The following is a 21592-nucleotide window of genomic DNA, read 5'->3' as shown; positions in this document are numbered from 1 at the left end:
GCGGAAGTTGTACCGAAGCTGCACACCCCGACACTACCAACTGAACCGAGATCAGCGATCTAAAGCTTCGTACAGTGCGCGGATGTCGCGCAGTCCGGCTGCGGCCATCGGTTCGTCCTCGGCGATCATGCGCAGTGCGCGGCGCAGCAGGGTTGGGTCGAGGTCGTCGATGGCGGGGCGGAATTCGAGCTTCGGGAGGTCGGGCAGTTGGATTCGGTCGCCGTAGGGGTCGTCGGAAACTGTCGGCGCTGTGTCGCGTTCGATGCCGACAATGAGGGTGTCCAGGTCCAGGCCGCGCAGGGTGAGGATTTCGCGAGGACGCTCATCCAGACGTTCGGCAAGCAGATAGCAGACCGCGGCCACATGTTTGCACGGCCAGCCGGGATCCGGGCAGGTGCAGGAGAAGTCGAGATCGGCGGCCGTTGTCGGGAGCAGATGTTCGCCGAGGCTCGTCGGTAGAGCGCCGGAGGCGATTTCGGCCAGTACGCCCGGCGTGGTCCGGATGGTCTCGATGAACAGTTCGAGTTCCTCGTCGCGCAGGGGACGGATGGCGAATACCGAGGTGAACGGGCGCGGCTGGCTCCCTTGAACTTCCGCGGTGACCGCACCGGGTTCGATCCGATAGCTCACGACCTGTCCGGCACGGGCGTAGGTGCGGCCGCGGGCGAGCCGACCGGGTTCGGCCATTTGCTCGACCGCCTCGATCAGCGCCTTGCCCCACCAGGTGCGTCCGAATCCGCCACGGCGACTGCGTGCTTCGACCCCGCCGCGCACCGGGCGGCGTTTGCCGTACTTGCTGTAATCCTCGAAGGGACTCAATCGCCCACCGCCTCCGCGCCGAGGGCGAAGAGCCGGTGCAGTTCGTCCGTGCTCAATTCGGTGATCCAGCTCTCGCCCGCACCGATGGCCAGATCGGCGAGCTGGCGTTTGCCGCTGATCATTTCGTCGATCTTCTCCTCGATGGTGTCGACGCAGATCAGTTTGCGCACCTGCACATTGCGCTGCTGACCGATCCGGAAGGCGCGGTCGGTGGCTTGGTTCTCGACGGCCGGATTCCACCAACGATCCAGGTGCACAACATGGTTCGCCGCCGTCAGGTTCAGGCCGGTGCCACCGGCCTTGAGCGACAACAGCATCAGCGGTGGGCCAGCCGGTTCCTGGAAGCGCTCGACCATGGTGTCGCGGTGCTTCTTCGGCACGCCACCGTGCAGGAACGGGATCTTCGTACCGAAGCGCTCGGTCAGATAGGGCGCGATGAGCTGGCCGAACTCGCGGAACTGGGTGAACAGCAATGCCTTCTCGCCTTCTGCCAGCACCGCATCGAGGACGTCCTCCACCAGGGCGAGTTTGCCGGAGCGGTGACTGCCGCGGTGCAGCACGCCGGAGCCGTCGCCGAGGAAATGCGCGGGATGGTTGCAGACCTGTTTGAGCCGGGTCAGCGCGCCGAGGACCGCGCCCTTGCGCGCCAGACCTTTCGCATCCTTCAGTTTGGCCATCATGTCGTCGACGACCGCCTGGTACAGCGCCGCCTGCTCCACGGTCAGGTTGGCACGCACCGTCATCTCGAGCTTCTCCGGCAGATCGCTGATGACGGCGGGATCGGTTTTCACCCGGCGCAGCACGAACGGCTGCGTGACGGTGCGCAGCCGGCTGATGGCGTTCTCGTCCCGATCGCGTTCGATCGGAACGGCGAACCGGGCACGGAAAGTCTGTGCGCTACCGAGCACCTTCGGCATCGTGAAGTCCAGAATCGAGCGCAATTCTTCGAGGCGGTTCTCCACCGGAGTTCCGGTGAGCGCCAACCGTTGTCGGGCGGGTAGCGCCCGCGCCGCCTTCGCCTGTCTGGTACCCGCGTTCTTGATGTGCTGCGCCTCGTCGAGCACCACGCGATCCCACTGCTGCCGCACCAATTCGGCTGCGTCCCTTGCCAGGAGCGAATAGGTGGTGATCACCAGATCCGCGTCCGCGACGGCTTCGTCCAGATCCGTACCTGACTTGCGGCCGACACCGTGGTGCACCAAAATCCGCAGATCAGGGGCGAATCGCTCCGCCTCGCGCTGCCAGTTGCCGACGACCGACATCGGGCTCACAAGTAGCGTCGGTCCGCAGCTGTCGGTCCCCTCGCGCTCGTGCACGAGGAGGGCCAAGACCTGCACTGTCTTACCCAGGCCCATATCATCGGCGAGGATTCCGCCCACCCCGTAGCGACTCATGGTGGTGAGCCAGGCCAACCCACGTTCCTGATACGGCCGCAACTGCGCCTTCAAACCGACCGGCGGACTCACCGGTACCGGCTCGCGGGTCTGATCCAAAAGGTCCGCGGCCCAACCGGTTGCGCTGACCTCGGTGATCGGGACCTTCTCGACATGGCCGGTGACGAGTTCGCCGACCAGATCGGCGAAGGTGATTTCGGTGTCATCGAGATGGGCGGCGACATAGCGGGCGGCGGCGGCCAGCACCTTGTGGTCGGCCTGCACCCATTCGCCGCGCAGCTGCACCAGATCCGATTTCGAGCGGACCAGCCGTTCCATCTCGGCCTTGGTCAGCACGGTATCGCCGAGGGCGAGTTCCCAGCGGTAGGAGACGAGTCCGCGCATGCCGACGGTGCTCTCGGCGGCGGGCACGGCGCTTTCCACACGCAGCCGCATGGTCGGGGCGCTGATATTCCAGGCGCGCGGCAGCAACAGCCGCACACCCGCCGCCTGCAGCGCATGTGCGCCGTGCTCGACCAGATCCGCGACCACCTCGGTCGGCAGCAGCAGGTCCATCGATTGCGGATCGTTCGGCAGGTCGCGCAGTCGCGGATAGGCCCGCGTCGCCTCGCCCAGCTTCTCGATGGCGGTGCGGACCAGCACCGGATCACCGAGCAGCGGAACCGGATTCGGCGCTTCACCATCGGCGCGCAGGCAGACCTGCAGTCGCCACAGCGCCACCACGTCATCGGCATCGGTATCGGCCGCGCCGAGCGCGATATCGCCCTCGGGCTCCAGCAGCCGCAGCACCAACTCGGGTTCGTCCCCGGTCAGACTCGCCCGCCAGCGTTCCAGCACCTCGGCCAGCTGATGGCTGCCGCCATCCAGGGCGACGTCATCGTTGAGTGCGGCCACCAGCGGATGCGCCGACGGCGGCGGATCCATCAACTCCCGGACGATCGGATCGGCCAGTTCGGTGACCATATCCTCGAGCAGCATCCCCGGCTTCCCCGCGACGCGAAGTGCGGGCGGCATCGCCACCGCCAACTCCGCCAGCCAGGCACGCTGACGCTCGCCACCGACCAAACGCCAGCGCACCCACCACTGCCCGTCGTCGCGGCGCAGCTCGGGCACCACCCGCCCGGCCCGCACCCACCGCTCGACGCCGTGCGCCACATGCGCGAGAAACCGCAGATCCCCCGAAACCGCATCGACCGGCAGCCGCTGTCGCAGCGCGACCGCGGCCGCCGCTGGCACCATCGCATGTGCCCTGACCTGCGCGGTCGCCCCCTGCGACCCACTCACCAGCACCTGCGCCCGATGCCGGAACTTCGATGCCGCCAGCACCCCGCCCAACGGTTCGGGTAGCGCGACCGGGGCCTCCTGCCAGAGCAGCAAGCCCGATCCCGGCGACCACAGACCGTGCAGCATCACCCCATCCAATCAGGCCGGCCCGACAGACGCTGCGGCCATCCTCGCCCGTTGCTCAGTCGAGTTCGTAATCGAACCAGATGTGGTGCACACCGTCGGTGTCGACGGTGAGACCGCCGGTGCCGGTGATACCGGCCAGCTCACCGGTGCCGCTGGTCGGCACGATGGTGAAGAACTCGGCCGTGCGGTCGGCGCCGAGGGTGGTCGCCGAATGCGCGAAGTTGAAGCTGCCCGCGCGATCGTGCAGCGCGCCCTCGAACGATTCCATGGCGACATACGTCCCCGCACCCGTCGCCTGGTCGAAGGCGGCGGTGAACAGCGTCGCGGACCGACCGGTGATCTCACCCGCGAATTCCTTCTCGATGTGCGCGATGCCGACCGGCAGCGCGGTGGCGATGGCCGGATCCGGCACGACATCGGTTGGGGTGAAGGAGGCGACAGCGAACGTGCCGATTGCTTTCATGCGGCGGAGCGTATCGGCGGGTACCGACAACTTCTCACGAGTCTTGGCGATGGGCGAGGACCTCGCGCACGACAAGACCCACGACCAATGCCCAGAAGGCCGCACCGATGCCGAGGAACCCGACACCGGACGCGGCGATCAGAAAGGTGATAACACCGGCCTCACGGTGCTGCTCGGATTTCAGGGCTCCGGCAAGGGCGGCCGCGAGCGTCGCCAACAGGGCAAGTCCCGCAACGGTTTCCAGCGTGCCCTTGGGCGCGGTAGCGATCAGGGTGACCAGCGCCGCCGAGCCGAGGGCGAGAATCAGATAGGAGGCACCCGCGGTGAAGGCCGCGATCCAGCGGCGCTTCGGATCCGGATGGGCGGCGGGGGCGGCCGAGAGCGCGGCACTGATCGCGGCCAGGTTGATGGCGTGCCCACCTGCCGGTGCACCCAGAATTGTGCCGATACCGGTGACGGACATCGAAGCGCGCCAAGGGACTTGGTAATCGAAGGACTTCATCACGGCGGTGCCCGGAATGTTCTGCGAGGCCATGGTGACGATGTAGAGCGGAATGGCGATACCGATCATCGCCTGCCAACTCCAGTGCGGCACTGTCAGTTCGAGCGAGGGGCGCATCGCCGCCAGTTCGAGATGCTTGTGCTGCACTACGATACTGATCCCCGCCCCGACCGCCGCTGTCGCGAAGGCCGCGATCACCGCCCAGCGCTTGGCGAATCGCTGCAGCACCAGCCAGACCACGATCACCGGCACCACTACCGCCGGACTGGCCTGCACGGCCTTCACCGGCGCGAGACACAGCGGTAGTAGCACACCGGCGAGCATGGCCTGCGCGATCTCCACCGGAATCGCGGCCACCAGATTGCCGAGCCGCTGCCACAGTCCGGTGATCACGATCAGCACACCGGTTATCGCGAACGCCCCGACGGCCGCGGCCCAGCCACCGGCGACCGCACCGGTGCCGGCGAGCAGTGCCGCACCCGGCGTCGACCAAGCCAGTGTGATCGGCAACCGATACCGATAACTGAGCAGCATCATCCCGATGGCCAGCGTGAGGCAGAGCACGAGCAGTCCCGACGCCGCCTGTGCCGGGGTGGCCCCGACCGCCGTCAACCCGCTCAGCACCACCGCGAATGAGCTGGTGAATCCGACCAGCGCGGTGACGATACCGGCCCCGACCGGCTGTGCGAGCCGCGCCTCACGGTGGACCGGTGTCGGGGTGTCGGCGAGCGCCGGGGAAAGCCTGGACATTTCTGGAATCCTCCCCGGTCATCAGTCCAGTTGTCACAGCCAGTCCCCGGAAACTGGACTGAATTGCGCGGCATCCAGCTAGGGTGAATCGCCGAACCCACATCCGGACCTGCCACCTGATTTTGTGCGTACATGGGTAACTCAACGGGTACGCCCAAAACTGATGCGGCACATGATGTAGAACCTGTACCCAGGCATAGTGGCGCTTACTAGTATGGCCTGAATATTCGGAGAGGCGGAACAGAGCTTTGTTGAGCGCGGTACTGATCTCGGCGGATGAACTTCGGGAAGTATTGGCGGACAAGCGGGCTCGTCTTCTCGATGTGCGGTGGGCGCTCGGCGATCCGGACGGCCCGCAGCATTATCTGGACGGACATATTCCCGGCGCGGTCTTCGTCGATCTGGAGACCGAACTGGCCGCACCCCCGTCGCCCGCGCGCGGGCGGCATCCGCTGCCCGATCCCGCGCAGCTCGAAAAATGCGCACGCAGCTGGGGTTTGCGAACCGGCGATCCGGTGGTCGTCTACGACGCGACGGGCGGTATGGCGGCGGCGCGGGCCTGGTGGCTACTGCGCTGGGCCGGGATCGCGGACGTGCGGATTCTCGACGGCGGTCTGCCCGCGTGGACCGGTTCGGGCGGTGAAATCGCCTCCGGCGAGGAGGACGACCCCGAACTCGGTGACATCGAGCTGAACCCGGGTCAGCTGCCGGTCATCAATGCCGATGCGGTCGCCAAATGGTCCGGCGTACTGCTCGACGCACGCGCCGGCGAACGCTACCGCGGCGAGGTGGAGCCGGTCGATCCTCAGGCGGGTCACATTCCGGGCGCGATCAGCGCACCGACCGCGGAGAACCTCGACGCCGACGGGCGGTTCCGCAGCGTGGACGTTTTGCAAGATCGCTTCGCCGCATTCGGGTCCGGGCCGGTCGCGGTCTATTGCGGATCCGGTGTGACCGCCGCCCACCAGATTGCCGCACTCGCCGCCGTAGGCATCGAGGCGGCACTGTATCCGGGCTCGTGGTCGCAATGGTCGAACGATCCGAAACGCCCGGTCGCCACCGGGGCATAGCTCGCTACGGGCACGAGCGGGCAATGTCGTTCAGCACGGCATTGTCCGCAGCGGTGACCGGTAGGTCGTACTGGACCGCGACCGTCAGGTATTTGCCCGCATAGAAACATCGGTTCGTGCGCGGCGTCCATTCGGACGGTGTGCTGTCACCCTTGGCCTGGTTGGCACTCGCTGCGGTGGCCAGCAGATTCACGTCGATATCGTTGGCGAAACGCATCCTCCGCTCGAGCGGCCAGGACACCGCACCCATATCCCAGGCCGCGGCCAGCGGATAAATATGGTCGATCTGGATATCGCCCGCATCGGCCTTGCTGAAGGTGATCCGCTTGCCGGTGTACGGATCGTCGAGCGTGCCTGCGGTGACCACGCAGTCGTGGGTGCCCGCTCGCAAGCTCGCCCCGGTCAGCTGCGCGCTCAGTACGTTGTTGCGGGTATCGCAGCCGTCGTGACCGCCGGGGCCGTCGTAGTCATCGCTCCATGACGGTCCGAATACGCACCGCTGCCCTTGCTTGCAACCGCGCTCATAACCGCCGGGATGTCCCCGCGCGGCAACGACTCGCACCGACGTCAACAGCTGCTCCAGCTGAACTCTGGTCAGGCCGAGTTCACCCACCCCGCCGGCCGCCGTCACCCCGCCGGGTGCGGGCGCGACTGGTTCACCGCCCAGCTCGGTGCATCCGAGCAGGGCGCACAGCGCCGCGATCAGGGCAGGCAACCATCGTCGGATGTCGGCACGCACGGTGCCAGATGTACCCGTATGGACCGACATTCGTAGAACCCGGCTGGAGCGCCTCGGAACCGGTCAGGACTTACAGCCAGGCGCGAGCCAGCAGATCGTCATTGGCGACTTCACTGGACCGGGGTGGGAATCTGGTGGCCACAATGGACTCGGTGTGCGCGCCGTCGTGTCCGATCAGCCACGAACCACCGCGCTCCTCGCACTCGGCGATCTTCGCGAAGGTGGTGAGCAGGAACGTGACGGCGTCACGCGGGTCCAGGGTTCGGGCCAGGCGCTGTGATTCACCGGGCCGGGACAGGTCCAGCCAGACGCCGGACTGTCCGTCCAGTCGCATGCCGACGATCTTGTCGGCATTGACAAAGGTGAATTTGCGCCGCTCCCACGGCGTGGTCGGCGTGAAGCTCTGCTCGAGTACCTGGAGCAGAATCGTCATGCTTTGCCCTCCGCTTTCCGTAGACGCCCAACTGCGGTTCTCATGCGATGACCAGCGGATATACCAGTATGTTCCGAAAATGGTGCCAAGGGGTAGTAACTGGTCCATCTCGGCGAGTTGAGGGATTTTTCCGGCGACCGATTAGTTCGGTGACCGGGCCGCGTCTATATCTGCAAACACAACGTGATCAGGGAGGACTCTCATGAGCGAGCGCAGAATCAACACAGCGCCTGGAGCGGTCATGACGGAGCCGAGCGCCGGCGAGGCGCAGTCATGAATACCCTGCCGCCCGTCGTCGATGCCGACACCTGGCAGCGCCAACTCGATGAGCTGCGTATCCGGGAGAAGGCAGCGACCCGCGAACTCGATGCGATCGCCGCCCAGCGGCGCCGCCTGCCGATGGTCGAAATGCCCGATTACACCCTCGAGGGCGAGGAGGGATCGGTCCGGCTGGCGGATATCTTCGACGGTAAGTCACAGCTGATCGTCTACAACCACATGTGGTTCCCGGGCGAGAAGTGGCAGTGCGGTGGTTGTACCGGGTTCACCTCGCAATTCACCCGGTTGGAGTTCCTGAACAACTACGATGCCCGGTTCGTCATCGTCACCCAGGGGCCGATCGATGAGGCACTCGCTTACAAACGGCGGGTCGGGAACAAAATGGCCTGGTATTCCACGGCGAACAGTCCATTCGGCAACGACGTCGGCGCACCGCCCGGCGGGGGGTTCGCGGTCAACGTATTCCTGCGTGACGGCGATACCGTCTACCGCACCTGGCACACCAACGGCCGTGGCACCGAGCAGCTCAGTCACAGCTTCGCGCTGATCGACGTGCTGCCCTACGGACGGCAGGAGCAGTGGCAGGACTCGCCCGAGGGGTGGCCGCAGTCCCCGACCTACAGTCGATGGAGCGGCTCCGAAGACATCGCCGCACACTACGGCGACCCGGGGGCGTGACTACATCCGGCCCAACAGCGTCAGCGGATCCTCGAGCAATCCGGCGACGGTCGCGAGGAAGCGCGCCGCCAGCTCACCGTCGATCATCCGGTGGTCGAAACTGATGCCGATGGTGGTGACCCACCGGATGGCGAGTTCGTCGCGGAATACCCACGGGCGCTTGCGAATCGAGCCGAGGCATAGGATCGCGGCCTCACCCGGATTGACCAGCGGAACACCGGCATCGACTCCGAAGACGCCGACATTGGTGATGGTGAAGGTGCCGCCGCGCAGGTCGGTCGGGGTGGCGCTGCCTGAACGCGCTGTCTCCGCGAGCCAGCCGATCTCCCGGCACAGGTCGCGCAGGCTCAACGCCTGGGCTTCCTTCAGATTGGGCACCAGCAGGCCGCGTTCGGTGGCGACCGCGATGCCGAGATTCACATAGTGCTTGGTGACGATCTGCTGATTCGCCTCGTCCCAGAATGCGTTCATGCCGGGATATTCCGCGAGGGCGGCGAGTACGGATTTGGCGACCAGGGCCAGCGGTGTGAGCGTCAGCCCCTCGAAGGTTTTGGTGGTGCGCAGGTGGTCGAGCAGTTCCATCGATGCGGTGAAGTCGATGGTGACGAAGGTGCCGGCCTGCGGGATGGTGCGCGCGCTCGCCACCATCGCCGCCGCGGTGCGTTTGCGGATGCCGCTGATCGGCGTGCGTTCCTCGCGGGATGCGGGGCGGATGTTGCCCGCATTCGGATCGGTGACCGATGGCGTCGGCGCGGCCGGGCCGTCGGCGCGGGTCGCCGCAGCGCGCGGCTGCGATACCGGGACCGCGCCGCGCACGTCCTCCACCGTGACCGCACCGTCGGGGCCCGAACCCGCGACGTACCAGAGGTCGATGCCGAGTTCCTTGGCGAGTTTGCGCGCACCGGGGGTCGCGGCCGCCCTGTCCATTCCCGAATCGACCGGCTCGGCGGCCGAACTCTCCTGCGGCGCAGTCAGTTCCGTGATCTTTCTGCGCCGCCGGGACGCCGTCTCTCCTTCGGGGCCGTATCCGACCAGCACCGACGTCCGCCCGTTCGCACCCTCCGGCACGACCGCCAGATCATTGCGCACCCGGATCAGCGGCGCCCCCACCGCAATCGTCTCGCCGGGCCGAGCGAGCAATTCGATCACCGTGCCCGAGAACGGCGACGGCAGCGATACCACCGCCTTGGCCGTCTCCACGTCGGCGATCGTCTGATTCAGCTGCACGGTATCGCCGACACCCACCGACCACGACACCAACTCCGCATCGGTCAGTCCCTCGCCGAGATCGGGTAGCCGGAATTCCAGGATATTGCCCTGATCTTCCTCGGGGGCACGATCTTCCACTGGGGCACCTCTCAGTGAGCGGTAGTCAGGCGGCGAGTGAGCGATCGACCGCGGCGAGGATGCGGTCCGGATCGGGCAGGTGGTGCTTTTCGAGCTTAGCCGGGGGGTAGGGGATGTCGAAGCCACCGACGCGCAGCACCGGAGCCTCCAGGTAGTAGAAGCAGCGCTCGGTGATTCGCGCGGCGATCTCGGCGCCGAGCCCGCCGAAGACCGGCGCTTCATGCGTCACGATCAACCTGCCGGTCTTGGTCACCGAGGCCTCGATGGTGTCGAAATCGAGCGGCGACAAACTGCGCAGATCGATCACCTCGAGCGAATGCCCTTCCTCGGCAGCGATTTTCGCGGCGGCAATAGCCGAGGCCACGGTGCCGCCGTAGGCGACCACGGTCGCATCGGTACCGCTGACGCAGACGCGGGCCCGGTCCAGCGGCATGGCCTCGGCATCGAAATCGACCTCGGCCTTATCCCAGTAACGCCGCTTGGGTTCGAAGAAGATCACCGGATCATCGAGCGCGATCGCCTGGCGGATCATGAAATACGCGTCGGCGGGATTGCTCGGCGTCATGACCCGCAGTCCCGCGGTGTGGGCGAAATACGCCTCCGGTGACTCCGAGTGATGCTCCACCGAACCGATCCCACCACCGAACGGAATGCGAATCGTGATGGGCGCGACGACTTTTCCCTGCGTCCGGTAGTGGATCTTGGCGATGTGCGAAACGATCTGGTCGAAGGCCGGATAGACGAAGCCGTCGAATTGAATCTCGCAGACCGGTCGGTAGCCGCGCAGCGCCATACCGAAAGCCGTTCCGACAATGCCGGATTCAGCCAGCGGCGTATCGATGACGCGGTTGTTTCCGAAATCCTTTTGCAGCGTGTCGGTGACCCGGAAGACCCCGCCGAGGCGGCCGATATCCTCGCCCATCAGAACGACTTTCGGATCGTCGTCCATGGCCCGCCGCAGCCCGGCATTGAGCGCTGCGGCAAAGGTCGTGATCATGTGGGGACTCCTTCCGGTCGCGCGGCGGTCTCGCCGGGATCGCCGGCCAGATACTCCGCATACTCGCTCCGCTCCTGGGTGATCAGCGGATGCGGGGTGGCGTAGACGTGATCGAACAGCTGGGTCGGCGCCGGATCCGGCATATCGATGGTCGCGGTGCGCACCTGTTGCGCGACTTCGTCGGCGCGCGCATCAACGTGACGCTCGAATGCGTTGTCCCACAGTGACTCTCGTTCCAGCAGCTTACGCAGCCGCGCGATCGGATCGCGGCGCGCCCACTCCTCGGTCTCGGCGGCGGAGCGGTAGCGCGTCGGGTCATCGGCTGTGGTGTGCGGACCCATCCGATAGGTGAGCGCCTCGATGAACGACGGTCCGCCACCGGTGCGGGCGCGAACGGCGGCCTGCCTGGTGACCGCGAGGACGGCGAGCACATCATTGCCGTCGACCTGGAGGCCGGGAATGCCATAACCGTAGGCGCGCCGCGCGATCGGGGTGGCGCTCTGGATGCGGACAGGGGAACTGATCGCCCAGTGGTTGTTCTGGCAGAAGAAGACGACCGGTGCGCTCCAGCTCGCGGCGAAGCCCAATGCCTCGGCGAGATCGCCCTGGCTCGAGGCGCCGTCACCGAAGTAGGCGATGGTCGCGATCTCCGCGCCGTCGAGGTGGGCGGCGTAGGCGTAACCGGTCGCGTGCAGGCCCTGCGAGCCGACGATGATATTCGGGTTGGTCATATTGACCGCTTCGGGATCCCAGCAGGAGTGTGCGACCCCGCGCCACATCCGGGTGAGTTCGGTGGGATGGACGCCGCGGCAGTAGGCGACGGCGTGCTCGCGATAGCTGCAGAAGACGTAGTCGTCGGGGCGCAATGCGTATGCCGAGCCGACCTGGGCGGCCTCCTGCCCGATCATCGGCGCCCACAGTCCGAGTTGGCCCTGGCGTTGCAGAGCGGTTGCCTCGGTGTCGATCCGGCGGGTCACGACCAGGTCCGTGTACATCGCGCGCAACTGCGCGGGTCCGATGTCGGCGACCAGGGCCGCGTGTTCTCGGTCGAATACACGGCGGCCGTCGGGTTGTACCAACTGAACCGGATAGTCGGATTTGTTCGTCATTCGGGATCGCCTCCTGACCACGAGCGCAGGGCTGGTGTGCCCTATATCACACTAGCATCCACGAGTTGGCGAAGTGCGCAAGTGATCGACACGCGAGTAAGCAGAATGCCCATATCTGACGGTCGAAATGGTGTCATACTGCGTTGTATGACCAGTAGAGAACCCGCCGACGTGACCCTGGACGCCACCGACGCGCGGCTGTTGCTCGAGCTGGTCGCCAACCCGCGCGCGACCGGTGTCGAGCTGGCGACCCGGCTCGGACTGTCCCGCAATACCGTGCAGGCGCGGTTGTCGCGCTGGGAGGCGAGCGGTGTGCTCGCCAGCTTCGAACGTCGAGTGCAACCGCAGGCGCTGGGCTACCCGCTGGCGGCTTTCGTCGCCGTCGTCGTCGATCAGCACCGGTTGGATTCGGTGGTCGCCGAACTCGCCCGGGTGCCGGAGGTGACCGAGGTGTGCGGCATGACCGGGCTGACCGATCTCACCGTGCGCGTGGTGGCACAGGATGCGGACGATCTGTACCGGATCGCCGGGCAAATACTGAAGATTCCCGGGGTGGAACGCACCAATATGGCATTGGTGATGCAGCAATTCGTCGGACCACGCACGGCTCCACTACTGGATCGCCTGGCCGGATCCGCCGATCGTTCGCTACGAGCCTGATCCGGCGGCGTGGTCGGCAAGTTTTCCGATGGAGACAGTGTCCCACAATGTCTTCGGCGCCCGGCATGTTCAGTCGGTGACCAGGGCTGTTGCGGCAGCGCGGATCATTTCCGGGATTTCTACTGGTTTGCGGGTTTCGTTGTCTACGTAGACGTGGACGAAGGTGCCGGTGGCGGCTAGTTCCAAACCATCTTCGGATTCGCGGAAGATGGCCAGGTCGTAGGTGATGCTGGAGCGGCCGAGGCGGGAGATGCGCAGGCCTACCTGGAGTTGGTCGGGGAAGCTGAGCGAGCCGTGGTACTGACAGGAGGTTTGGGCCACCACGCCGAGGGCGGGCAGTTCGCGGATATCCGAGCCGGTGGCGTGCATGAGCCAGGCATTGACCGCGGTGTCGAAGTACGAGTAGTACGTCACGTTGTTCACGTGGCCGTAGTGGTCGTTATCGGCCCACCGGGTCGGCATCGGCCAAAGGACTGGATACTGCTGCGTCACCCGGCCGACGATAGCTCAGCCGGGGTGCTGCCCTGCCGGTGGTCGCGCGGACTCACACCGAAGTGGCGCTTGAACGCTGTGCTCAGTGCGAACGCGCTGCCGTAACCGACCTGGCGGGCAATGGATTCGATGGTGGCATCGGATTCCTGCAGCAGATCGGCGGCCAGGGCCAGCCGCCATTCGGTGAGGAAGGCCATCGGCGGCTCACCGACCAGATCGGTGAACCGGCGGGCCAGCGCGGCGCGCGAAACCCCCACCGCCTCCGCCAAACTTGCGACCGTCCAGCCGTGCGCCGGATTGTGCTGCAACAGCCGCAGCGCCTTGCCGACCAGCGGATCGCTGTAGGCGTGATACCAGGCGGGCGCGTCATTGTGAGCGAACCAGGCGCGCAGAGCCGCGATCAGCACCATATCGAGCAGCCGGTCCAGGACGACACCCTGTGCGGGCTCGTCCTTGGTGGCCTCGTCGACCAGAATGTCGAGCAGCCGGGTGTCGAAATCGCCGCGCTGCAAGATGATCACGGGCGGCAGGGCACGCAGCAACCGCTGACTCGCCGCGCCCGCGGACTCATAGGTACCGGTCACCATCAGGGTGGCGCCGTTCGCATCGGTCCCCCATTGGCGCACACCGAGACTCAATGTCTCGCAGAGGATTTCACCGTCGGCCGTCTTCGTGATGTTGCCTGGATCGATGAAGATCTGCGGTGCGGTGGCCGGATCGTCGGCGACCGTATACGGATCGGGACCGCGGAAAATAGCGATATCGCCCGCGCCCACTTGCCGCGGCTTACTACCCGCCGCATCGGTCATGATCCAGGCCGTGCCGCGGATCATCGACACCACCGTCAGCGGCGCCCGATCCTGGATACGCAGCGACCACGGCGGATCGAGCAGTGAACACATGACGAACGCACCTCGGGCGCGTGGACCTTCGAGCAGACTGGCGAGCGCATCCACACAACAAACAGTAGACGCTGACGCATGATGACGAGTCGCTGAACTATGTTTCGTCGCGCGCCGCGTCGATGTACTGGAAACATGACAAACAGCACCTCCCACCAGCGCCTCATCCTCGTCACCGGCGGTACGGGCAAGACCGGCAGCCGCGTCGCGACCCGGCTCCGGCAGGCCGGCCATCCGATCCGGATCGGTTCCCGCGCGGCCGAGATCCCCTTCGACTGGGCCGACCGCAGCACGTGGACACCGGCACTGTTCGGCGTGGACGCGGTGTACATCGCCTTCCAGCCGGATCTGGCGGTGCCGGGGGCGCCCGAGACCATCCGCGCATTCACCAATGCGGCCAAGGTCAACGGTGTGCGCAAACTCGTGCTGCTCTCCGGTCGCGGCGAACCGGAGGCCGTGGCGTGTGAGCAGATCGTGCAGGGTTCGGGGCTCGACTGGACCATCGTGCGCTGCAGCTTCTTCGCACAGAACTTCAGCGAAGGCGCATTCCTGGAGTACGTGCTCGCGGGTGAGGTGGCGCTGCCCAATGGCGATGTGCCGGAACCGTTCGTGCACGCCGATGATATCGCCGATGTCGCGGTAGCCGCGTTGACCGAGGACGGGCACAGCGGCGAACTCTACGAATTGACCGGACCAAGGTCGTTGACGTTCGCCGAGGCCGTCGCGGAAATCGCCGCGGCGACCGGACGCGAGATCGCCTTCATCCCGATCTCCCGCACGGATTTCGTTGCGGCACTGACCGAGTACCAGGTTCCCGCCGACGTCGTCAGCCTGCTCGACTACCTGTTCGGCACGATCCTGGACGGCAGGAACTCCAAGACCGCGGACGGCGTCCAGCATGCGCTCGGCCGCGAACCGAAAGACTTCCGGGACTACGCCGACGAGACTGCGGCCGCCGGAATTTGGAACATCTCGAGCGAGTAGGTGGTTGTAGGGAATAAGACCGCCGCACGGACACCCGATCTCAATGGCAAGATCCGCGGAGCCGGGCCTTCGGCCGATGATGTCCCGGACCGGCTCCCCGTGCGGCCGCGAGATCGCGACCGAAGCGGTACCGTCGAATCGGTGGCGACCACGACGATCGATCCGCAGATCCGGATAGCACGCGCCGCGGTATTCGTGGTGTTCGCGTTGAACGGGTTCCTGCTGGCCATGTGGGTGGTGCACATCCCGGCCATTACCGACCGGACCGGCATCGCGCATTCCACGCTCGGCATGTTCATTCTCATGCTGGCCGGTGCGGGCATCGTCGGCATGCGCATCGCGGGCCCGCTCGCCGACCGATTCGGCAGCCGGACCGTGGTCGCGGCCGCCGCGGCGATCGCCTCGATATCGGTGCTCGGCCCCGGATTCGCGACCGGACCGGTCAGCCTGGCGATCGCGTTGGCCTGCTTCGGCTTCGGCAATGGTGCGCTCGACGTTTCGATGAATACCCAAGCGGTGCATGTCGAGCGGGCGTATGACCGACCGATCATGTCGGCGTTCCACGCATTGTTCTCCGGTGGCGGATTCCTCGGCTCACTGCTGGGGGCGGCTGCTCAGGGCGCGGGATGGGATGTGCGCCTGAGCCTGTCGCTCGCGGCCGTGGCGGGGTTGGCGATTACCGCCGCGCTGGTGCCACGTCTGCTGGCCGACACCGGATCGGCGGCGCGAGAAGTGAATTCGGATGCACCACCGGAAAGTAGCCCGCACGACCATATTCCGGAAAGCACGGGCCACGGTGGTGAGTCCGAAACAACACCGCAGAATGGCGGAAAAGCCCGGTCGACAACCGCACCGAACCGCTCCCGAAAAGTCTTGGCGCTGGCAGCGATCGCCTTCGCCCTACTCCTCACCGAGGGTGTCGCCGCCGACTGGAGCGCCCTGCAGGTCCGCGACCACCTCGATGTCGACGATGCCACCGCCGCACTGGCATTCGCCGCATTCTCCTGCACCATGACCGCGGGCCGCTTCACCGCCGACCGCGTGGCGGGCGCCTTCGGCCGAGTCGCCGTCGTCCGTTACGGCACTTTGATCGCCGCTTTCGGATTGGTTCTGATCATGGCTTCGGGCTGGATGCCGCTGACGCTCCTCGGCTGGGCGATGTGCGGCCTCGGCCTCTCCGGCGGCATACCGCAGATCTTCACCGCCGCAGGCAATCTCGGCTCGACCACGGCGGCTACCGATATGTCGCGGGTATTCAGCCTCGGTTACCTCGGCCTGCTCGCGGGCCCCTCCATCATCGGCTGGCTGACCGCCCTGGTCCCACTCACCGCCGCAATGTTCGTCCCCCTCATCGCCGTCCTGCTCTGCTGCCGATACGCGGGTGCGGTTGCCCCACAACAGGTCACCGGATAGCGGCTGCCGCGAAGGACGTATCCCGGGCAAGCGCGGCAAGCTCAGGCCTCGACGGACCGACCACCGACCCGCTGACCGCCGAGTCCGAGCAGATTGCGACCAGGGAACGCCTCGCCGAGCGCGCGCTCGGCGGTGGTCATCGGCTCACGCAGTGCCGCATTGGCAATGCCCGTGCCAGGGCACAGCAGGGTGGCGGCGTCTGTGCAGATGTCGGCATCGAGGATGTGATCCAACTGGTCGCCGGGATAGCACTGGCAGCACGTCACAGCACCGATCCGGACCAGCCGGATCGACTGCGCCAGCTGGTCACGGATGCTCTGCGCAGTCCGACCGAATAGCGCCTGCATCGGTAAGTTCGAGAGATGTTCGACAACAACAGACTCGAGCGCCGGATCGATAACCTCGAGCGCAAGCTCGACATGATCATCAAGCACCTCGGTCTGCCCAGCCCGGACCCGGCGACACCCTATGACGAAATCGACGAACTCATTCGGCAGGGCAAGAAGATCCACGCGATCAAGCTCTATCGCAACCTGACGGGCAGAAGTCTGAGGGATGCCAAGGCCGCGGTCGAAGCGCGCGAACGGCACCTGCAATGACGAAAGCCCGCTTCCATTTCGCGGAAGCGGGCTTTCATGCAGAGGTGCTTACAGTGCCTTCAGTTCCTCGGTGACTGCACCGACGGACTTCTTGGCGTCGCCGAACAGCATGGAGGTGTGGTCGGCGTAGAACAGGGGGTTGTCGATACCGGCGAAACCACTGTTCATGGAACGCTTCAACACGATCACACTCTTGGCCTGGTCGACATTCAAAACAGGCATGCCGTAGATCGGGGACGAGGAGTCCTCGCGGGCGGCGGGGTTGGTGACGTCGTTGGCGCCGATCACCAAAGCCACATCGGTGCGCGAGAATTCGCCGTTGATGTCGTCCATTTCCTTGAGCGCGTCATAAGAGACTTCTGCCTCGGCGAGCAAGACGTTCATGTGGCCGGGCATACGACCGGCGACGGGGTGAATCGCATACTTGACCTCGACACCCTTGGCCTCCAACAGCGCTGCCATTTCCTTGACCGCGTGCTGGGCCTGGGCGACGGCCATACCGTAGCCGGGGACCACGATGACCTGGTTGGCGTAGGCCATCTGGATCGCGGCATCCGCGGCCGAGGTGGCCTTGGCCTGCTTGGCCTCACCGTCGCCGGAGGCCCCGGGAGCGGTGCCGCCGCCACCGAATCCACCCGCGACGATCGCGGGGATGGAGCGGTTCATGGCCTTGGCCATCAGGTTGGTCAGGATGGTGCCGGACGCGCCGACGATCATGCCCGCCACGATCATGGCGGTGTTGTTCAACGCCAAACCCGCGGCGGCAGCGGACAAACCGGTCAACGCGTTGAGCAGCGAGATGACGACCGGCATGTCCGCGCCGCCGATGGGTAGCACCACCATCAGGCCGAGCACACCGGCCAGCACGAGCACCGCGATCATCCAGTACTGGGGCACACCATCTTTGGTGGCGCCGATACCGATCACCACGGCGGCCGCGATCGCGCCGACGAGTAGCAGCAGGTTCAGTGGCTGCTGTAGTTTGCCGATCCCGATCGGCTTGCCGGGCAGGATCTCCTGCAGTTTGCCGAACGCGATCAACGAACCCCAGAACGACACCGACCCGATGATCGCCGCGAACAGCGATCCGACCACGATGTGCACGGTCGGCTCTTCATCGAAGTGCGAGAAGCCTTGGGAATTGATGAATTCCGACCAGGCGATCAGAGCGACGGTGCCGCCACCGACACCGTTGAACGCGGCCACCAACTGCGGCATCGCGGTCATCTTGGTGAACTTCGCCGGCGGCACACCAAGGGCGATACCGACCACGAGGCCCGCGATGATCAGGATCCAGCTGCTGGTGTGGCGCACCGAGATCAGTGTCGCGACGACCGCGATGAACATGCCGACCGCGGCGATCAGGTTGCCGCGTACCGCGGTCTTCGGCCCGGTCAACCCCATCAGACCGTAGATGAACATGCCGAAGGCGATGATGTAGAGCCCGTTGACCAGATAGGTCACATTGTCGAAGGTATGCATCACGCTGCTCCCTCTGACCGCTCCGCTGTGGCAGCCTTCACCGGTGCGGCCTTCTTACCCTTGAACATTCCCAGCATCCGGTCGGTCACCACGAAACCGCCGATGACGTTCAGGGTTCCGAACACGACCGCGACGAACAGAATGATCTGGGTCAGGATCGAGGGATCCTGCACGTTCCCGAGAGTGACCAGCGCACCCAGCACGACGATGCCGTGAATGGCGTTGGTACCCGACATCAACGGCGTATGCAGGGTGTTGGGGACCTTGGAGATGACGGCGAACCCGACGAACCCGGACAACACCAGGATCGCGATATTCGCCAGCAGTTCGGTGTACATCAGGCATCCACCTCACGAGTAACACAGGAGTCCGCGAGCACCTGATCACCGAAGTCGGGCGACAGCTTCCCGTCGACCAACATCAGCTCCAACAGCGCCGCAATATTTTTCGAGTACAACTCCGAGGCATGCTCGGGCATCGTCGCGGGCAGGTTCAACGGCGAAGCGATCGTCACCTCGTGCTTGACCACGATCTCACCGGGCTCGGTCAACTCGCAGTTGCCGCCGGTCTCACCGGCCAGATCCACGATCACACTGCCCGGCTTCATGCCTTCGACCGCGGCGGCGGTGACCAAGCGGGGCGCGGGGCGCCCGGGTACCAGCGCGGTGGTGATCACCACGTCGAAGCCCTTGATCGCATCCTCGAGCGCCTGCTGCTGCTTGGCCTTTTCCTCATCGGTGAGCTCGCGGGCATAACCACCCGCACCGGCGGCGTCGATCCCCAGATCGAGCCACTGCGCACCGACCGACCGCACCTGGTCTGCGACCTCGGGCCGCACGTCGTAGCCGGTGGTCCGGCCACCCAGACGCTTCGCTGTCGCCAGCGCCTGCAGACCCGCAACACCCACACCGAGCACGAGCACGGTCGCGGGCTTCACAGTGCCTGCGGCGGTGGTCAGCATCGGGAAGAAGCGGGTGGATTCCGACGCCGCCAGCAGCACAGCCTTGTACCCGGAGACGTTGGCCTGCGAGGACAGCGCGTCCATCACCTGAGCCCGCGAAATACGCGGAATCGCCTCCACGGCAAAGGCCTGCACCCCGGCCGATTTCAGCGCGGGAATCTGGTTGTCGGCATTGCGCGGGGCGAGGAAGCCGATCAGGGTCTGCCCGCTGTGCAGCTTCGCCACCTCGGCGTCACTGGGCGGAGCGACCTTCACGACCACATCGGCCGACCACGGATCACCGATGGTCGCGCCCGCATCCACATAGGCCGCGTCCGGAATGAGCGCGCCGAGCCCGGCACCCGCCTCGACCACCACCTCCACGCCCTGCTTCAACAGGCTCGGGATGATCTTGGGCACCAATGCGACACGCCGCTCGCCCGCGTTTGCCTCGCGAACGACTCCGACACGCGCTCCGCGCGGCGACTGGTCGCCTACGCTCTGCGTTGTCTCCACTTGTCAGACTTCCTTCTCTGGCTGAGCTTCAAGCAACCGGTCGACGGCCGGACGATGTTACTTTGGAGTAAGTTCGTCCAAATCCTCGCAACTGTACCCGGCTCGCTGACCTTTGCGAGCGATGTGGCAAGCAATCGCTAGCGGCGAGCGTAGCTGAGATGGTGGTCACAAGTTGCGGCCGGATTCCGCCGTTATGTCGGATTCGCGACCAACATCAAGGTTCGAATCCTGGTCGGTGCGGCGCAATACCTCCGCATAGTGACGTGCGTCATGCTGAGTATTTTCCCGGTGAGCGGTACGCCGTATGGTCGGCGGTGTGAACGACTGCGTCTTCTGCCGCATCGCGGCGGGGCAGGCCCCGGCGACCAAGGTCTACGAGGACGACATGCTGTGCGCGTTCCTGGACATTCGTCCGATCACCCGCGGCCACACCCTGGTCATCCCGAAACGACACGCATCCGAATTGGCGGATCTGGACGCCGAATCGGGAGCGCACATCTTCCGCGCCGGACACCGGCTCGCGCTGGCGGTCAGGCGCAGCAACCTGGCCGCGGACGGCGCGAATCTCGTCCTCAATGACGGCACCGCAGCCTTCCAGACCGTCCCGCACGTCCACCTGCACGTGATACCGCGCCGGCACGGCGACAAACTGAGCTTCGCCGCCGGACTGCTGCTGCGGCGTCCGCACGATCCGGAATCCACCGCGGCCGCCATCCGCGCCGGAATATCGGCATTGGCACACGAAGACGAGACCAACGCCGAGGAGCGCGAATGACCGACCCGACCCAGGACCGGAACGAGCTGACCGGCCTGCTGTCCGAGCAATGGGAGACGATCGCGGCCCTGGTCGCCGATCTCGACGAAGAGCGTTGGCGCACGCCGTCTCCGCTTCCGGGCTGGTCGCTGTTCGATGTGGTCGCACACGTCGTCGGGACGGAATCCTGGTTGCTCGGCGAGACCCCGCCCGCGCACGATCCGATCCGGCCCAAAACCGATGTGACCACGCTGCCGCATGTGCGCAACGAGAGCGGCGTGCTCAACGAGATCTGGGTCGACCGGCTGCGGCCACTGTCGGGTAAGCGACTGTTAGCGCTGTACCGCGAGGTCACCGACCGCAGGCGCGCGGCGCTCGCATCCCTCGATGATGCGCAATGGCACGCCGAGACCGTATCGCCGATCGGCAAGGTCAGCTATGGCCGATTCATGCGGGTGCGGCTGTTCGACTGCTGGATGCATGAACTCGATATCGCCGATGGGCTCGGCATATCCGTCGACGAGGGCGGACCGCGGGCCGAGCGGGCTTTCGGCGAACTCACCTCCACCATCGGGCGGGCGGTGGCGAAGGGCGCGCAGGCGCCGGACGGATCGCGCATCACCTTCGAGCTGACCGGCCCGTTACCGCAGACGCTGTACGTCGCGGTGGACGGCCGCGCCAATATCGTCGATGAACTCGACGCGCCCGCCACCGTGGTAGTTCGGATGGGCTCCGGCCTGTTCGCCCGGCTGCGCGGCGGACGCACCACCGCGGATGCGCACGAAGGCGAGTTCCGCATCTCCGGCGATGCGGAACTCGGCGACCGACTGGTGCGCAGCCTGGCCTTCACCATCTGAGCC

The 21592-nt window shown here is 65.8% G+C and carries 24 protein-coding genes; 9 read left to right on the top strand and 15 right to left on the bottom strand.

Going from position 1 to position 21592, the window contains the following annotated elements; translation table 11 throughout:
• Positions 1-51: 51 nt before the first annotated feature.
• Genes ACIBW7_RS32775 through ACIBW7_RS32760 form a run of 4 tightly spaced genes read right to left on the bottom strand, consistent with a single transcriptional unit; the run spans position 52 to position 5338 of the window.
• Positions 52-819, bottom strand: coding sequence for an SWIM zinc finger family protein (locus tag ACIBW7_RS32775; RefSeq protein ID WP_397053130.1), 768 nt, complete (start codon positions 817-819; stop codon positions 52-54).
• The gene (locus ACIBW7_RS32770; protein WP_397053128.1) at positions 816-3623 is read right to left on the bottom strand and encodes a DEAD/DEAH box helicase; all 2808 of its coding nucleotides are present in this window, start codon (positions 3621-3623) and stop codon (positions 816-818) included. The genes ACIBW7_RS32775 and ACIBW7_RS32770 overlap by 4 nt, the downstream gene beginning before the upstream one ends.
• A 55-nt stretch (positions 3624-3678) precedes the next feature.
• Complete coding sequence (locus ACIBW7_RS32765; RefSeq protein WP_397053126.1) at positions 3679-4086, bottom strand: DUF3224 domain-containing protein; 408 nt, start codon at positions 4084-4086, stop codon at positions 3679-3681.
• A gap of 34 nt (positions 4087-4120) precedes the next feature.
• Positions 4121-5338: a benzoate/H(+) symporter BenE family transporter gene (locus ACIBW7_RS32760; RefSeq protein ID WP_397053125.1), complete on the bottom strand. Its 1218-nt coding sequence runs from the start codon at positions 5336-5338 to the stop codon at positions 4121-4123.
• A 251-nt stretch (positions 5339-5589) separates the two neighbouring features.
• Between ACIBW7_RS32760 and ACIBW7_RS32755 the strand changes: the two genes are divergently transcribed.
• Positions 5590-6408: a sulfurtransferase gene (locus ACIBW7_RS32755; protein ID WP_397053124.1), complete on the top strand. Its 819-nt coding sequence runs from the start codon at positions 5590-5592 to the stop codon at positions 6406-6408.
• 4 nt (positions 6409-6412) lie between these two features.
• Here ACIBW7_RS32755 and ACIBW7_RS32750 read toward each other — a convergent pair whose 3' ends face one another.
• Positions 6413-7147, bottom strand: a complete 735-nt coding sequence (locus ACIBW7_RS32750; RefSeq protein ID WP_397053122.1) for an HNH endonuclease family protein — start codon at positions 7145-7147, stop codon at positions 6413-6415.
• A 70-nt stretch (positions 7148-7217) separates the two neighbouring features.
• The gene (locus ACIBW7_RS32745) at positions 7218-7580 is read right to left on the bottom strand and encodes a hypothetical protein (RefSeq protein WP_040687025.1); all 363 of its coding nucleotides are present in this window, start codon (positions 7578-7580) and stop codon (positions 7218-7220) included.
• 273 nt (positions 7581-7853) lie between these two features.
• Here ACIBW7_RS32745 and ACIBW7_RS32740 point away from each other — a divergent pair, with 273 nt between their 5' ends.
• Entirely contained in the window at positions 7854-8537 is a 684-nt protein-coding gene (locus tag ACIBW7_RS32740) for a DUF899 domain-containing protein (protein ID WP_397053119.1), read from the top strand.
• On the opposite strand, the gene ACIBW7_RS32735 is transcribed toward ACIBW7_RS32740, so the two are convergent.
• The 3 genes from ACIBW7_RS32735 to pdhA are packed head-to-tail and all read right to left on the bottom strand — an operon-like array spanning position 8538 to position 11990.
• Positions 8538-9884: a dihydrolipoamide acetyltransferase family protein gene (locus ACIBW7_RS32735; protein WP_397053116.1), complete on the bottom strand. Its 1347-nt coding sequence runs from the start codon at positions 9882-9884 to the stop codon at positions 8538-8540. It abuts the gene before it with no gap.
• A 25-nt stretch (positions 9885-9909) separates the two neighbouring features.
• On the bottom strand, positions 9910-10881 hold the full coding sequence (locus tag ACIBW7_RS32730; protein ID WP_397053114.1) for an alpha-ketoacid dehydrogenase subunit beta: 972 nt from the start codon (positions 10879-10881) through the stop codon (positions 9910-9912).
• A complete protein-coding gene (pdhA, locus tag ACIBW7_RS32725; RefSeq protein ID WP_397053112.1) occupies positions 10878-11990 on the bottom strand; it encodes a pyruvate dehydrogenase (acetyl-transferring) E1 component subunit alpha in 1113 nt (370 codons plus the stop codon). The genes ACIBW7_RS32730 and pdhA overlap by 4 nt, the downstream gene beginning before the upstream one ends.
• A gap of 147 nt (positions 11991-12137) precedes the next feature.
• On the opposite strand from pdhA, the gene ACIBW7_RS32720 reads away from it, so the two are divergent.
• Positions 12138-12650, top strand: coding sequence for an Lrp/AsnC family transcriptional regulator (locus ACIBW7_RS32720; protein WP_397053109.1), 513 nt, complete (start codon positions 12138-12140; stop codon positions 12648-12650).
• A gap of 69 nt (positions 12651-12719) precedes the next feature.
• Here the strand turns inward: ACIBW7_RS32720 and ACIBW7_RS32715 are convergent, their stop codons facing one another.
• Entirely contained in the window at positions 12720-13112 is a 393-nt protein-coding gene (locus ACIBW7_RS32715; protein ID WP_397053233.1) for an acyl-CoA thioesterase, read from the bottom strand.
• Between the two features lie 26 nt (positions 13113-13138).
• On the bottom strand, positions 13139-14098 hold the full coding sequence (locus ACIBW7_RS32710) for an AraC family transcriptional regulator (RefSeq protein ID WP_397053107.1): 960 nt from the start codon (positions 14096-14098) through the stop codon (positions 13139-13141).
• Positions 14099-14179: 81 nt separating this feature from the next.
• Between ACIBW7_RS32710 and ACIBW7_RS32705 the strand changes: the two genes are divergently transcribed.
• Positions 14180-15028 carry an SDR family oxidoreductase gene (locus ACIBW7_RS32705; RefSeq protein WP_397053105.1) on the top strand — a complete coding sequence of 283 codons (849 nt, stop codon included), beginning with the start codon at positions 14180-14182 and terminating at the stop codon, positions 15026-15028.
• 141 nt (positions 15029-15169) lie between these two features.
• Positions 15170-16441: an MFS transporter gene (locus ACIBW7_RS32700; protein WP_397053103.1), complete on the top strand. Its 1272-nt coding sequence runs from the start codon at positions 15170-15172 to the stop codon at positions 16439-16441.
• 41 nt (positions 16442-16482) lie between these two features.
• Here ACIBW7_RS32700 and ACIBW7_RS32695 read toward each other — a convergent pair whose 3' ends face one another.
• A complete protein-coding gene (locus ACIBW7_RS32695; protein WP_397053101.1) occupies positions 16483-16674 on the bottom strand; it encodes a hypothetical protein in 192 nt (63 codons plus the stop codon).
• Between ACIBW7_RS32695 and ACIBW7_RS32690 the strand changes: the two genes are divergently transcribed.
• Positions 16666-16779, top strand: coding sequence for a hypothetical protein (locus ACIBW7_RS32690; RefSeq protein ID WP_397053099.1), 114 nt, complete (start codon positions 16666-16668; stop codon positions 16777-16779). The genes ACIBW7_RS32695 and ACIBW7_RS32690 overlap by 9 nt on opposite strands.
• A 24-nt stretch (positions 16780-16803) precedes the next feature.
• Positions 16804-17040, top strand: coding sequence for a hypothetical protein (locus ACIBW7_RS32685; protein ID WP_397053097.1), 237 nt, complete (start codon positions 16804-16806; stop codon positions 17038-17040).
• A 48-nt stretch (positions 17041-17088) separates the two neighbouring features.
• Here ACIBW7_RS32685 and ACIBW7_RS32680 read toward each other — a convergent pair whose 3' ends face one another.
• The 3 genes from ACIBW7_RS32680 to ACIBW7_RS32670 are packed head-to-tail and all read right to left on the bottom strand — an operon-like array spanning position 17089 to position 19978.
• Positions 17089-18504 carry an NAD(P)(+) transhydrogenase (Re/Si-specific) subunit beta gene (locus ACIBW7_RS32680; protein ID WP_397053231.1) on the bottom strand — a complete coding sequence of 472 codons (1416 nt, stop codon included), beginning with the start codon at positions 18502-18504 and terminating at the stop codon, positions 17089-17091.
• A gap of 17 nt (positions 18505-18521) precedes the next feature.
• Positions 18522-18860, bottom strand: coding sequence for an NAD(P) transhydrogenase subunit alpha (locus ACIBW7_RS32675; RefSeq protein ID WP_397053095.1), 339 nt, complete (start codon positions 18858-18860; stop codon positions 18522-18524).
• Entirely contained in the window at positions 18860-19978 is a 1119-nt protein-coding gene (locus ACIBW7_RS32670; protein WP_397053093.1) for a Re/Si-specific NAD(P)(+) transhydrogenase subunit alpha, read from the bottom strand. The genes ACIBW7_RS32675 and ACIBW7_RS32670 overlap by 1 nt, the downstream gene beginning before the upstream one ends.
• A gap of 316 nt (positions 19979-20294) precedes the next feature.
• On the opposite strand from ACIBW7_RS32670, the gene ACIBW7_RS32665 reads away from it, so the two are divergent.
• Both ACIBW7_RS32665 and ACIBW7_RS32660 read left to right on the top strand, forming a co-directional pair.
• Positions 20295-20753 (top strand): HIT family protein, encoded by a 459-nt coding sequence (locus ACIBW7_RS32665; RefSeq protein ID WP_397053091.1) that lies wholly within the window; start codon positions 20295-20297, stop codon positions 20751-20753.
• The gene (locus ACIBW7_RS32660) at positions 20750-21589 is read left to right on the top strand and encodes a maleylpyruvate isomerase family mycothiol-dependent enzyme (RefSeq protein ID WP_397053089.1); all 840 of its coding nucleotides are present in this window, start codon (positions 20750-20752) and stop codon (positions 21587-21589) included. The genes ACIBW7_RS32665 and ACIBW7_RS32660 overlap by 4 nt, the downstream gene beginning before the upstream one ends.
• Positions 21590-21592 lie beyond the last annotated feature (3 nt).

The sequence above is a fragment of the Nocardia sp. NPDC049526 genome (assembly GCF_044465765.1).
Lineage (GTDB): Bacteria > Actinomycetota > Actinomycetes > Mycobacteriales > Mycobacteriaceae > Nocardia.
This window is presented reverse-complemented; position numbering and strand designations above follow the sequence as displayed.

What these genes read in the sequence shown, in the direction of transcription:
- pdhA (WP_397053112.1), bottom strand. Translation starts at nt 11,990, where the DNA reads ATGACGAACAAATCCGACTATCCGGTTCAGTTGGTACAACCCGACGGC.
- ACIBW7_RS32740 (WP_397053119.1), top strand. Translation starts at nt 7,854, where the DNA reads ATGAATACCCTGCCGCCCGTCGTCGATGCCGACACCTGGCAGCGCCAA.
- ACIBW7_RS32660 (WP_397053089.1), top strand. Translation starts at nt 20,750, where the DNA reads ATGACCGACCCGACCCAGGACCGGAACGAGCTGACCGGCCTGCTGTCC.
- ACIBW7_RS32675 (WP_397053095.1), bottom strand. Translation starts at nt 18,860, where the DNA reads ATGTACACCGAACTGCTGGCGAATATCGCGATCCTGGTGTTGTCCGGG.
- ACIBW7_RS32760 (WP_397053125.1), bottom strand. Translation starts at nt 5,338, where the DNA reads ATGTCCAGGCTTTCCCCGGCGCTCGCCGACACCCCGACACCGGTCCAC.
- ACIBW7_RS32730 (WP_397053114.1), bottom strand. Translation starts at nt 10,881, where the DNA reads ATGATCACGACCTTTGCCGCAGCGCTCAATGCCGGGCTGCGGCGGGCC.
- ACIBW7_RS32770 (WP_397053128.1), bottom strand. Translation starts at nt 3,623, where the DNA reads ATGCTGCACGGTCTGTGGTCGCCGGGATCGGGCTTGCTGCTCTGGCAG.
- ACIBW7_RS32720 (WP_397053109.1), top strand. Translation starts at nt 12,138, where the DNA reads ATGACCAGTAGAGAACCCGCCGACGTGACCCTGGACGCCACCGACGCG.
- ACIBW7_RS32705 (WP_397053105.1), top strand. Translation starts at nt 14,180, where the DNA reads ATGACAAACAGCACCTCCCACCAGCGCCTCATCCTCGTCACCGGCGGT.
- ACIBW7_RS32765 (WP_397053126.1), bottom strand. Translation starts at nt 4,086, where the DNA reads ATGAAAGCAATCGGCACGTTCGCTGTCGCCTCCTTCACCCCAACCGAT.
- ACIBW7_RS32745 (WP_040687025.1), bottom strand. Translation starts at nt 7,580, where the DNA reads ATGACGATTCTGCTCCAGGTACTCGAGCAGAGCTTCACGCCGACCACG.
- ACIBW7_RS32685 (WP_397053097.1), top strand. Translation starts at nt 16,804, where the DNA reads ATGTTCGACAACAACAGACTCGAGCGCCGGATCGATAACCTCGAGCGC.
- ACIBW7_RS32715 (WP_397053233.1), bottom strand. Translation starts at nt 13,112, where the DNA reads ATGCCGACCCGGTGGGCCGATAACGACCACTACGGCCACGTGAACAAC.